The organism is Brevundimonas albigilva (assembly GCF_023573565.1).
Classification (GTDB): Bacteria; Pseudomonadota; Alphaproteobacteria; order Caulobacterales; family Caulobacteraceae; genus Brevundimonas; species Brevundimonas albigilva.
In genome coordinates this window covers 308143-319920 of the sequence record NZ_CP097649.1, presented here as the reverse complement: position 1 = coordinate 319920, position 11778 = coordinate 308143, and the positions used below count along the sequence as shown (strand labels likewise).

Here is an 11778-nt window from a genome sequence, read left to right as displayed (position 1 = left end):
GCCCGCGCGCCGGGCGCCGGCGCGCTACGCCGCGTGCAGCTCCTGCTTGACGCGCTCGGCCAGGGTCTTGATGTCCAGGGGCTTGGGCAGGAAGGACACGCCCTTCTCGTCCTGCAGCAGGTCCGAGAAGTCGCTCTCGGCATAGCCCGAGATGAACATGACCGGCGCGTCGCCCAGGTACTGGCGCGCCTTCTTCAGCAGCGACGGCCCGTCCAGGCCCGGCATGATGACGTCCGAGATCAGCATGTCGATCCGACCCGCGTTCTCCTCGGCCAGCAGCAGGGCCTCCTCGCCGTCGGCGGCCTCGATCACCTCATAGCCGCGCTGGCGCAGCAGGCGGGCGGCGATGCCGCGCACGGCCGCCTCGTCCTCGACGAACAGGATGCGGCCGGCGCCCGACAGGTCGCGCGGCGCCTTGACCTTGACCTCGACCGGCTGAACCTCGGCCAGTTCCGCCTCGCCCGCCGCCGGCAGGAAGATGCGGAACACCGCGCCGCCCGCCTCGCCGTTTCCGACGGTGATGTGGCCGCCCGCCTGCTGGACGATGCCATAGACGGTGGCCAGGCCCATGCCGGTGCCCTCGTTGACCGCCTTGGTGGTGAAGAAGGGCTCGAAGATCTTGTCGACCAGTTCGGGCGGCACGCCGGGGCCGGTGTCGGCCACCTCGATCAGGGCCACCTCGTCGGTCGTCGCCTCGGCCCAGCCCAGGCCGCGCGCCTGTTCGGCGGTCAAGCGACGGGTGCGGATGGTCACGACGCCGGCGCCCGGCTCGACATGGCCGCGCATGGCGTCGCGCGCGTTGACGGCCAGGTTCATCACCGCCGTCTCCAGCTGGCTCTTGTCGGCGACGACCACCGGCAGGTCGCGGCCGTAGTCGGTCTCCAGCCGCACGTCCTCGCGCAGCAGCCGGCGCAGCAGGATGGCGAACTCGCCCACCAGCTCGCCCAGATCCAGCCGCTCGCGCCGCACCGTCGACTTGCGCGAGAAGGCCAAGAGCTTGCGCACCAGGTCGGCGGCGCGGATCGCCGTCTGGCGGATCTCGTTCAGCCCCTCGTAGGAGGGATCGCCCACCGGATGCCGCTCCAGCAGGCCGCTCAGCTGCAGCTGGATCGCCGTCAGCAGGTTGTTGAAGTCGTGCGCCACGCCCCCGGCCAGCTGGCCCACGGCCTGCATCTTCTGGGCCTGCGACAGCTGCAGCTCCATCGACTTCTGCGCCGAGACGTCGAACAGCCAGATGCGCCGCCGGTCGCCCTCGGGCGCCACATAGAGATGCAGCGCCTTGTCCGGAAAGGCGCGCGCGACCAGTTCGATCGGCCCGGACGAGCCGGCGGCCAGCTTGGCCCGCGCCTCGATCACGCCGGCGGCGTCGAACAGGTGGCCGAAGGCGGCGTCGCGCGCGGCGGCCGGGCCGGTCAGCACCTGCAGCGCGGCGTTGGGCTCCTCGGTGCGGCCCGCGAACAGGTCCTCGCCCGCGATCACCGCCGATCCGAAGGGGGCGCCCGCCGCCATGGCGCGGGCCTCGCCCGTCGCAGGGGCGGGACGCGGTGCGACCGGAACCGGCAGCGCCGCCTCGGGCGCCGCGCGCAGCAGGAAGCGCCCCTCGCCCGCCTGTCCGATCACCACCTCGACCTCGCGCGCGCCGATGGTGACGATGGCGTGGCCGGGCAGGCCCTTCCGCGCCTGGGCGAAGGCCATGTACAGGGCCTGGGCCGACTTGCCGCGCGGCAGGGCGGTGGTCGCCCCGTTCGCCTCGGCCCAGGCGGCGTTGAAGGCCAGCACCTGGCCCGAGGCCCAGACCAGGGCCGCCGGCTCGGCCATGGCGTCCAGGATGTCGATGGCGGCGTCGCTGTCGGCCGCCCGCGGCTCGGCCCGGCGGAAGGCGAACAGGCCGATCAGGGCGATCAGGCCGGCGGTGACGATCAGCATCAGCCCCGGCGCCGACAGCGGGTCCGACCGGAAGGCCGGATAGGCCATCGCCGCCACGGCCAGCACCAGCCCGACCGCCATCACGACCAGCAACGGATCGAAGGGCAGGCGTCGGGGAGCGGTCATGGGGCCTCGCGGCGAAGGCGAATCAGAAGGGCGATCATACGCCCAATTGCTGCCGGACCCTTACCGGGCCCCTATCGGCGGCGGCGCGACTGGAAGACGAAGCCGATGATCTTGGCGGCGGCCTCGAAATGCTCCTTCGGGATCACCTCGTCGACCTCGACCTGGGCGTAGAGGGCGCGGGCCAGCGGCACGTTCTCGACGATGGGCACGGCGTGCTCGCGCGCGACCTCGCGGATGCGCAACGCCAGGGCGTCGACCCCCTTGGCCACGCAGATCGGGGCCCCGTCGCCCTGGTCCGGCTCATAGCGCAGGGCCACCGAATAGTGGGTCGGGTTGGTGACGATCACCGTGGCGTTCGGCACGTTCTGCATCATCCGCTGGCGGCTGCGCTGCATGCGGATCTGGCGCAGCTTGGCCTTCACGTGCGGGTCGCCCTCGGTCTGCTTGTAGTCCTCCTTCAGCTCTTCCTTGGACATCCGCATCCGCTTGGCGAAGCGGAACTTCTGCCACAGGAAGTCGGCCCCGGCGGTCGCCCCCAGCAGGATGATGGCCGCCACGAACAGGCTGATCGCCATGTCCCGCGCCAGCGGCAGCAGGGCCAGGGGGCTCATCGCCGCCAGGTTCTCCAGCTCGCGCGTGTGCGGCTTCAGCACCAGCCAGCAGACCACGCACACCGCGATCAGCTTCAGGAAGGTCTTGAGGAACTGGACCAGGCCGTCGACGCCGAAGATGCGCTTGAACCCCTCCAGCGGGTTCACCATCGACCACTTGGGCTTCAGCTTCTCGCCGGAGAAGATCAGGCCCGACTGCGCCAGATGCCCGCCCGCCCCGCCGATGATGGTGGCCAGCATCACCGCCCCCAGGAAGGGCGCCATGGCCCACAGGGCGTGGGCGAAGATCTCGGTTCCGCCGCCCCCGTCCAGCGCCCCCAGCATCTCGTGCGGCTGGGCGATGAACGGCAGCAGCTGTTCGGCCATCGACGAGGCGAACCAGCCCCCGCCGCCCAGGATCACCGCCGCCGCCCCCGTCAGGGCCATGACCTGGCCGACGTCGGCGGACTTGGCGACGTCGCCCTTCTTGCGCGCCTCCTCAAGTTTTCGCGGGGTGGCCTCTTCTGTCTTGGACTCGGGATCGGCGCCTTCAGCCACCGGACCCTCCCGCCACGAAATATTCGGCCAGGCGCCGGTAGCGGTCGATGAAGACCGTGCCCAGCACCCCCAGGCTCAGGGCGAAGACCGACAGCCCCAGGATCACGCTCAGCGGCGCGGCGGCGAAGAAGATCTGGAACTGCGGCATGACCCGCGCCACCAGGCCCGAGGCCAGGTTGAAGATCAGGGCGAACACCAGCACCGGCGCCGACAGCTGCACCCCCAGCAGGAAGGCCTCGCCCATCGTGCGCACCGCCACCGCCGCGAAGTCGTTCAGCATCAGCGGCTTGGCCGGCGCCATCAGCTGGTACGAGCCGACGATCCCGGCGATGAACAGGTGGTGGGTGTTGGTGGCGAACAGCAGCGTCACCCCCAGCAGGGTCAGGAAGGCCGCGATCGTCGTGCCCGGCTGGGCCTGCAGCGGATTGGCCGTCTGGGCGAAGCTCAGCGTGGTCTGCAGCGACACGATCTCGCCCGCCGTGGACAGGGCCGCCATGAACATTCGCAGCAACAGGCCGATCATCAGGCCGACCACCGCCTCGCGGATCACCCACCCGGCCATGCCCCCGACGGTGGACGGCACGGCCGGCAGGGTCCCGGCCACCACCGGCCACAGCGCCAGGGTCAGCACCAGCGCCAGCGACAGGCGGATGCGCGGCGGCACATAGGCCTCGCCCACGCCGGGGATCAGCATCAGGATCGAGGCCGTCCGGGCGAAGATCAGCCCGCCCGCCCAGACCTGGTCGGCGGTGGCCCAGGGCTCCATCTAGAAGCGCTCCATCCGCAGGCGCCCCACTACATCCCCGCGATGCGGGCCGCGATCTGGCGCATGAAGCCGCCCAGCAGCGCGCCCATCAGCGGCAGGAACAGCAGCAGCGAGACGAAGATGGCGATGATCTTGGGCGCATAGATCAGCGTCTGTTCCTGGATCTGGGTCAGCGCCTGGAACAGGCCGATCACCACGCCGACCACCAGGCCCACCAGCAGCACCGGCGCGCACAGCTGGATCGTCAGCCAGATGGCGTCGCGGCCCACGTCCAAAACCTCGGCGCCGCTCATCGGCCGCTCCCCGGAAAACTACCGGGCAGAAAATGCCGGGAGGATGGTTAACGGCGCGCTAACTTCCGCCGGCCGCGCGCCCTAAATCGCCCCAGTGGGATCGGCCCGCGCACGCCAGGATCGCGCGCGGGCGGCCCTGGCGCGGGCGAACGCCCGTCGACCTCAGCCCGGTCGCCACTCGCTGAGCACGGCGCCGGCCGCGTCCTCGAAGGCGACGCGGTCGATCTGGGCCGCGGCCACGCACACCGGGCGCTGGTCCGGGCTGGTGGCGCGACACTGGAACGCCCGCCCGTCGGGAAAGGCGGTCAGGCGGCCTTCCAGCACCAGGCGATAGCCGCCGACGGGCGCGGCCGCCGGCTGGTCGCCCTCGCCGCGCACCACGAAGCTGTAGGCGCGGCCGTTGCGGCGGCCCAGGCGCGAACCGTCCTGCTCGTGCACCGCCGCCAGCCCCACCGTCTGGGGCGAGGGCGCCGCCGGGCCGCTGGCCAGCGGGTCGCCCTGCGCGGCCGGGCACCCCTCCGCGCGCATCCAAGGCCGGTTCAACCAGAAGCCCTCGACCGCCTCCCACCCGGCGTCCCCGCCCGAGATCAGCGCGGACTGCGTCCAGTCGCCGGGCGTCAGGCTGAGGCGAAGGGTCTTGCGCTCGGCGCCCCACGACCAGCGGGCCAGGCCGTCGCCGGCGGCGTCCTCGGCCGCGGCGGGGGCGGGGGCGGCGCCCTGGCAGCCGAAGGCCTGTCGCACGGCGAAGCGGCGTCCCGACAGGCTGTCGCGGTCCGCCGCGCCCCCGGCCGCATAGGCCGAGGCCGCGGCCTCGGCGGCCTGGATCAGGTCGGCGCGGCTGAGCACGGGCGGCGTCGGCGGCGTGGCGGGCGCCGACGTCGGTCGGGCGGCGGGCGGCGGCGCGGCCGGGGTCGTCTCCGGCTCCTCCTGGCAGGCGGTCAGGACCAGGCCGGACGCGGCGAGCGCGACGACCGGCAGGCGACGGATCGCGATCGGTTCGAGCATGGAACCACCCTAGCACGCCGTTCGCTGGTTGGGGGGCGGGCGCGGAAAAAAGGTTGACCTGGACCGCGCAGGGGAGTCTCCAAGGGCCAATGACCTTCGATCAGATCGCCGCCCTGGTCGTGCTCGTCGCCGTCGTCGGCGCGCTGATCCACGGCAAGGCGCGCGCCGATGTCGTCGCGCTGACGGGCTCGGCCGCGCTTCTTCTGCTCGGCGTGGTGCGTCCGGTCGAGGTGCAGGGCGCCTTCGCCAGCCCGGCCATCATCGCCCTGGCCGGCCTGTTCGTCATCGCCTACGCCATCGAGCTGTCGGGGCTTCTGGGCCTGCTGATCCGCCAGGCCACGCGGCTGGCGTCGCGGGTGGGCGCGCGCGGCATCTGGATCGTCATCGGCCTGTGCGGCGCGGTGGGCGGCTTTCTGAACAACACGCCCGTGGTGGTGCTGGCCGCGCCGGTGATCCGGGACGTGGCCAAGTCGCTGAAGCTGTCGCCCAAGCGCTTCCTGATGCCGCTCAGCCACGTCACGGTCCTGGGGGGGCTGCTGACGCTGATCGGGACCTCGACCAACCTGCTGGTCAACGACATGGCCCGCAACGCCGGCCAGCCGGTGTTCAGCCTGTTCGAGATCACCCCCGTCGGCCTGGTCATCGCCGCCGTGGGCGGGCTGTGGCTCTATTTCGTCGGCGCGCGCCAGCTGGGGCGCACGGTCGCCCGCGACGAGGCCGAGGCCGCCCGGCTGGAGGCCGAGGCGCTGCAGCGCGCGCGGGCCGAACGGCGCCGCCGCCTGCCGTTCAACCTGCCTCGCCTGGGGGAATCGCGGAATCAGTCCGACGGCTCGGGCGACGCCCATCTGGGCGACGTCGAGCTTTACGGCGCGGCCGACCGGCCGTTCCAGCTGCGCCCCGCCCTGACCTCGCTGGTCGTCTTCATCCTGGTGATCGCGGCGGCGGCCCTGGGGTGGGCGCCGATCGCGGCGGCGGCCTTCGCCGGCGCGGTGCTGCTGATCCTGCTCAGGACCATCACCCCGGAAGAGGCCTACGCCGGCCTGCGTCCCGAAATCCTGCTGCTGATCGCCGGCATGGTGGTGGTCGGCACCGCCATCGAGGTGACGGGCCTGGCCCAGGCCGGGGCGGAACGGCTGATCGACGTGATCCGGCCGCTGGGACCGCTGGGCGCCTTGATCGTGCTTTACGGCGTGACCCTGTTCGCCACCGAACTGCTGTCTAACGCCACCGTCGCGGTCCTGATCACGCCCGTCGCCGTGGCCCTGGCCGAAAGCCTGGGGGTCGATCCCCGCCCGTTCCTGGTGGCGGTGATGATGGCCGCCTCGGCCGCCTTCGCCACGCCGTTCGGCTATCAGACCAATGTGCTGGTCTATAACATGGCCGGCTACAGCTACATGGACTTCGTCCGCGTCGGGGTGCCGCTGAACCTGATCACCTGGGCGGCCGCCATGATCGCCATCCCGATCTTCTTCCCGTTCTGAGGCCGGGCGCGCGGGGCGGCTTGAAAACGGCCGTCGCGCGACCATCTGGCCTGTCGGGCGCCGTCTCGCGTCCGGCGGATTTCACACGATTCACACTATTCATACGGTGTTTTTCGTCGCGGGTCCGAAGGGGCGTTTTCGCTTATCCGGCCGCCGGCTCTCCCCTTCGCCGTCCCGCGTGACTATGAAGGCCCCATGACCGACGCCCCCCACGCTCCGAAAATCTCCCAGGCCGAAGCCGAGGCCGCCGTGCGCACCCTGATCCAGTGGGCCGGCGACGATCCCGCCCGCGAGGGGCTGCTGGAGACCCCGGCGCGCGTCGCCCGCAGCTATCGCGAGCTGTTCGCCGGCTACGAGGTCGACCCGCTGCAGTATCTGGAAAAGACCTTCGAGGAGGTCGGCGGCTATGACGAGCTGGTGGTGCTCAAGGACATCCGCTTCGTCAGCTTCTGCGAGCATCACATGCTGCCGGTCGTGGGCAAGGCGCACGTCGCCTATCTGCCGACCGACCGCGTGGTCGGCATCTCCAAGCTGGCGCGGGTGGTGCGCGGCTTCGCCCGGCGGCTGCAGATCCAGGAGAAGATGACCTCCGAGATCGCCCAGGCCATCCAGACGGTGCTCAAGCCCCAGGGCGTCGGCGTGGTCATCGAGGCCGAGCACAGCTGCATGACCCTGCGCGGCGTCAACGTGCCCGGCGCCAGCCTGTCGACCAGTTGCCTGCTGGGCGTGGTCCGCGACGACCCCCGCACCCGCGAGGAGTTCCTGCGGCTGGTGCGAGGGTGACCGCGCCCGTCACCGAACCGTTGGATCCGCTGGCGCTTCACGCCCGGGCCAGGGACGGCGACGTGAAAGCGCAGATCGCCTTGTCGGCGATCTTCGACCGAGAGGGACGTCACGACGTGGCGCTGGGGTGGTTGCAGCAGGCGGCCGCTGGCGGGAGCCTCGAGGCGGAAACGGCTCTGGGGTCGCGGCTTCTGGTGGGTCGGGCCGCCCCTTTCGCCCCGGCGCAGGGCGCCGAACGCATCCACCGCGCGGCCGAAATGGGCGGCGTGGAGGCCGCGATGCGCGCCGCCGTCCTGCTGCTGCGCGGTTTGGGCCGCCCGCCGAGCGGCGACGCGGCGCTGGACCTGTTGCTGAGCGCCGCCCTGAAAGACAATGTCGACGCCAGCGCGCAATTGGCTGTGCTGGCGAACGATGAGGACCTCCTGGCCCGCGTTGATCGCGGCGCTCCCCTGTCCGAGGATCGTCTGAAGAGGGCCCGCCGCGCCATAGACCTGCCCGCCTGGCTGGGTCCGCCGACGCCGGCGGAGATCAGCGAGACACCAAGAATCCGCATCTTCAGCGACTTCCTGCCTCCCCTCGCCTGTCTCTGGATCCGTCGCCGCGCAGACCGAAAGCTGGATGTGCTCAGGGTCTATGACGCCGAGGCCGGCGGCGTAAGGACCGACGGCATTCGCACCAGCCGCGGCGCCGGCTTCGGCCTTCTGGACACCGATGTCGTGCTGACGCTGGTCGCCGCGCGCATGGCGGTCGCTTCCGGCCTGCGGCTGGAGACGTTCGAGCCGGCCAATGTGCTGAACTACCAGGTCGGCCAGCAGTATCGGCCGCACTACGACTATCTGGATCCCGCAGCGCCGGCGCTGGCCGAGGCGCTGCACCGCCAGGGTCAACGCACGGCCACCTTCCTGGCCTATCTGAACGACGGCTATGCGGGTGGCGAAACCGCCTTTCCCCGGCTGGAGTGGGATTTCAAGGCCAAGGCGGGCGACGCTCTGCTGTTTTTCAACGTCGATCTGGACGGACGCCCCGTCGAACGCAGCCTGCATGCGGGCCTTCCACCCACGGACGGGGAAAAATGGGTGCTGTCGCAGTGGATTCGCGACCGCGCCCAGCCCTTGATCTGATCGCCCCATTCACGGCCCGCCTCTTGCGTCGTCGGGGCCAAGGAGGCCTCCGTCGATGCCGTGGACCCTGTTTTCGACCCGGAATGAGACAGTTCAGATCGCCCGGGGCGGCTGGCTGGACGCCCTGCGTTTCATCGTGGCCTTCCTGATCATCCTGCATCACTTCCAGGCCGCGGGTCCGGCGCATCTGGCCGCCGTCGTCAATCCGATCTTCGAGCGCGGCGGCTTCCTGCTGACCAACTTCTTCCTGATCGATTCCGGCTACGTCCTGATGCGGGTCTATGGCGCGGCGGTGGACAGGGGGCGGATGTCGCCCGGCGACTTCTTCCTGAAGCGCTTCCTGCGCGTCGTCCCGGCCCACCTGATCATGGGCCTGTCCTTGGTCGGCCTGGTGGTGCTGAGCGCCGCCGTGGGCGTGGCCCCGCGCAATCCCGAATGGTTCGCCTGGGATCAGCTGCCGGCGCAGCTGCTGCTGGTCCAGTCGTTCGGCGTCCCCGGCGGCCTGGGCTGGAACGCCCCGACCTGGTCGATCTCGGCCCTGATCGGCTGCTACCTGGCCTTCCCCTGGATCATCCGGGGCCTGATGCGGCTGGGGCCGTGGTCCGCCCTGGCGCTGGGCGTGGGCGTCTATCTGGCCGCCAACCAGCTGTGCTGGTGGATGCTGGACTACCCCGTCTATCAGATGCCGATGCGCTACGGCTTCATCCGCGCCCTGCCGCTGTTCTTCCTGGGGATGTGCCTGGCCTGGTTCGCCCAGAAGGTCTGGATCTCGCCCCGGCTGGCCGGCTGGGCCGGGGTGCTGGCGGCGGTCGGCTTCTTCGCCGTCGAGCTCCACGACAAGCACGCCCTGATCGCCCTGGCGCTGATCTCGGTGATCATCCTGGCCGCCGGCGCCACGCCCGTGCGCCGGCCCTCCAAGCTTGTCGAGACGGCGGCCATGGTGTCCTTCTCCATGTTCATCACCAACGAGGTGGTGCGCATCGCCTGGTTCGGCGCGGTCAATGTGCTGATCGCCCGCTTCGCCCTGCCGGTCGCGGCCCAGTGGGGCCTGTGGGCGATGGGCGTGGCCGCGGCGGTGGCGTTCGCCTTCGCCTTCCACTTCGTCATCGACAATCCGATCCAGTCGCGCATCCGCCGCTGGTTCAAGCGCCGCGCCGGCGCTCGCGCGGCCCGCCGCCCGGAAGCCGGGCCGGTGATCTCGCTGGAGGGCTGAGGCCCGTCTGCGACCAAAGTCTGTCTCTCCAGCCGTATCGGCGTGCGTCAAAGTCCCGATCCGCGCGTCCGCCAGAGGCCGCGTCAGAACGGCCGATCAACGGCGACATGGAGGAAACAGGACAATGGCTACCGACGCCGCAGCTGCGTCCGGGGGGGAAGAGCATCAGGTGGGTCGCAACGATCGCCTGGTGATCCTGGCCTCTTCGGTCGGCACCGTCATCGAATGGTACGACTTCTATCTGTACGGATCGCTGGCGGCGATCATCACCGTGCAGTTCTTCTCGGGCGTCAACGAGACGACCGGCTTCATCTTCGCCCTGATGGCCTTCGCGGCCGGCTTCGCGGTGCGCCCGTTCGGGGCCATCGTCTTCGGGCGGCTGGGCGACCTGTGGGGGCGCAAGAACACCTTCCTGGTGACCATGCTGCTGATGGGCCTGTCGACCTTCGTGGTCGGCCTGCTGCCGTCCTATGCGGCCATCGGCATCGCCGCGCCGATCATCCTGGTGCTGATGCGCCTGATCCAGGGGCTGGCCCTGGGCGGCGAATACGGCGGCGCGGCCACCTATGTCGCCGAGCACGCCCCGCACGGCAAGCGCGGCTTCTACACCTCCTTCATCCAGATCACCGCCACGGCCGGCCTTCTGCTGAGCCTGGTGGTCATCCTGGGCGTGCGCACGGCGGTGGGCGAGGAAGCCTTCGCCGAATGGGGCTGGCGCATCCCGTTCCTGGTCTCGATCCTGATGCTGGCGGTGTCGCTGTGGATCCGGCTGAAGCTGTCGGAAAGCCCGTCGTTCAAGCGCATGAAGGCCGAGGGCAAGGGCTCCAAGACCCCGCTGAAGGACTCCTTCGGCAAGTGGCCGAACCTGAAGCTGGTGCTGATCGCCCTGGTCGGCCTGGCGGCGGGTCAGGCGGTGGTCTGGTACACCGGCCAGTTCTACGCCCTGTTCTTCCTGGAGCGGGTGCTGAAGGTCGACGCCTCGCTGTCGAACGTGCTGATCGCGGTCGCCCTGCTGCTGGCCACGCCCTTCTTCGTCATCTTCGGCTGGCTGTCGGACAAGGTCGGCCGCAAGCCGATCATCCTCTTGGGCTGCCTGTTGGCGGCGCTGACCTACTTCCCGCTGTTCCAGGCGCTGACCACGGCCGCCAACCCGGCCCTGGCGCGCGCCACGGCGACCTCGCCGATCACCGTCTATGCCGACCCGGCGGACTGCAACGTTCAGTTCGACCCGATCGGCAAGACCGTGTTCAACCACTCGTGCGACCTAGCCAAGTCCTACCTGGCCAAGGCGGGCATCAACTACACCAACGTCGAGGCCCCGGCCGGAACGGTGGCCGAGGTGCGCATCGGCGACGACGTGGTGGTGCCCAGCTTCCGCGGCGAATCCATGAGCGGCGCCGACTTCGCCGCCGGCAAGAAGACCTGGGACGCGTCGCTGGGCGAGGCCCTGGCCGCCGCCGGCTATCCCGCCAAGGCCGCCAGCGCCGAGGTGAACAAGCCCATGGTGGTGGGCATCCTGTTCATCCTGGTTCTGTACGTGACCATGGTCTACGGGCCGATCGCGGCCGCCCTGGTCGAGATGTTCCCGACCAACATCCGCTACACCTCGATGTCGCTGCCCTATCACATCGGCAACGGCTGGTTCGGCGGCTTCCTGCCCACCACCGCCTTCGCCATGGTGGCGGCCACGGGCAACATCTACTACGGCCTATGGTACCCGATCGTCGTGGCCCTGATCACGGTCGTGGTCGGCTTCCTGTTCGTCAAGGAAGGCAAGGACGTCGACATCAACGCCTGATCCTGCTTTCAGGCGTGGATGAAGGGGGCGGGCCGTCGACCAGCGGCCCGCCCCCGCTCTTTTTAGGCCAGGCCCGCGCCGGCGCCCCTTGTGAGCGCGGCGGCGGCCGGATCAGATG

Annotated in this window: 10 protein-coding genes; 5 read left to right on the top strand and 5 right to left on the bottom strand. The window is 70.4% G+C overall.

Features of this window, described 5'->3' with window-relative positions:
• Positions 1–24 precede the first annotated feature (24 nt).
• From cckA to M8231_RS01640, 5 genes are all read right to left on the bottom strand, one after another.
• Positions 25–2052, bottom strand: coding sequence for a cell cycle histidine kinase CckA (gene cckA, locus M8231_RS01660; RefSeq protein WP_249751434.1), 2028 nt, complete (start codon positions 2050–2052; stop codon positions 25–27).
• Between the two features lie 71 nt (positions 2053–2123).
• On the bottom strand, positions 2124–3200 hold the full coding sequence (flhB, locus tag M8231_RS01655; RefSeq protein ID WP_249751435.1) for a flagellar biosynthesis protein FlhB: 1077 nt from the start codon (positions 3198–3200) through the stop codon (positions 2124–2126).
• Positions 3193–3966 (bottom strand): flagellar biosynthetic protein FliR, encoded by a 774-nt coding sequence (fliR, locus tag M8231_RS01650; RefSeq protein ID WP_249751436.1) that lies wholly within the window; start codon positions 3964–3966, stop codon positions 3193–3195. Before fliR ends, flhB begins: the two co-directional genes overlap by 8 nt.
• A 29-nt stretch (positions 3967–3995) precedes the next feature.
• Positions 3996–4259 carry a flagellar biosynthesis protein FliQ gene (fliQ, locus tag M8231_RS01645; protein WP_249751437.1) on the bottom strand — a complete coding sequence of 88 codons (264 nt, stop codon included), beginning with the start codon at positions 4257–4259 and terminating at the stop codon, positions 3996–3998.
• 162 nt (positions 4260–4421) lie between these two features.
• Positions 4422–5264: a hypothetical protein gene (locus M8231_RS01640; protein ID WP_249751438.1), complete on the bottom strand. Its 843-nt coding sequence runs from the start codon at positions 5262–5264 to the stop codon at positions 4422–4424.
• An 89-nt stretch (positions 5265–5353) separates the two neighbouring features.
• On the opposite strand from M8231_RS01640, the gene M8231_RS01635 reads away from it, so the two are divergent.
• From M8231_RS01635 to M8231_RS01615, 5 genes are all read left to right on the top strand, one after another.
• A complete protein-coding gene (locus tag M8231_RS01635) occupies positions 5354–6745 on the top strand; it encodes an SLC13 family permease (RefSeq protein WP_249751439.1) in 1392 nt (463 codons plus the stop codon).
• A gap of 195 nt (positions 6746–6940) precedes the next feature.
• The gene (gene folE / locus M8231_RS01630) at positions 6941–7528 is read left to right on the top strand and encodes a GTP cyclohydrolase I FolE (RefSeq protein ID WP_249751440.1); all 588 of its coding nucleotides are present in this window, start codon (positions 6941–6943) and stop codon (positions 7526–7528) included.
• Positions 7525–8649, top strand: coding sequence for a 2OG-Fe(II) oxygenase (locus M8231_RS01625; protein ID WP_250202110.1), 1125 nt, complete (start codon positions 7525–7527; stop codon positions 8647–8649). The genes folE and M8231_RS01625 overlap by 4 nt, the downstream gene beginning before the upstream one ends.
• A 55-nt stretch (positions 8650–8704) precedes the next feature.
• Positions 8705–9862: an acyltransferase family protein gene (locus M8231_RS01620; RefSeq protein ID WP_249751442.1), complete on the top strand. Its 1158-nt coding sequence runs from the start codon at positions 8705–8707 to the stop codon at positions 9860–9862.
• A 124-nt stretch (positions 9863–9986) separates the two neighbouring features.
• Positions 9987–11660, top strand: a complete 1674-nt coding sequence (locus tag M8231_RS01615; protein WP_250202109.1) for an MFS transporter — start codon at positions 9987–9989, stop codon at positions 11658–11660.
• The last annotated feature ends 118 nt before the right edge of the window (positions 11661–11778 follow it).

Coding starts and splice junctions, on each gene's coding strand:
- M8231_RS01635 (WP_249751439.1), top strand. CDS start 5,354: ATGACCTTCGATCAGATCGCCGCCCTGGTCGTGCTCGTCGCCGTCGTC.
- M8231_RS01620 (WP_249751442.1), top strand. CDS start 8,705: ATGCCGTGGACCCTGTTTTCGACCCGGAATGAGACAGTTCAGATCGCC.
- M8231_RS01640 (WP_249751438.1), bottom strand. CDS start 5,264: ATGCTCGAACCGATCGCGATCCGTCGCCTGCCGGTCGTCGCGCTCGCC.
- fliR (WP_249751436.1), bottom strand. CDS start 3,966: ATGGAGCCCTGGGCCACCGCCGACCAGGTCTGGGCGGGCGGGCTGATC.
- M8231_RS01615 (WP_250202109.1), top strand. CDS start 9,987: ATGGCTACCGACGCCGCAGCTGCGTCCGGGGGGGAAGAGCATCAGGTG.
- fliQ (WP_249751437.1), bottom strand. CDS start 4,259: ATGAGCGGCGCCGAGGTTTTGGACGTGGGCCGCGACGCCATCTGGCTG.
- folE (WP_249751440.1), top strand. CDS start 6,941: ATGACCGACGCCCCCCACGCTCCGAAAATCTCCCAGGCCGAAGCCGAG.
- cckA (WP_249751434.1), bottom strand. CDS start 2,052: ATGACCGCTCCCCGACGCCTGCCCTTCGATCCGTTGCTGGTCGTGATG.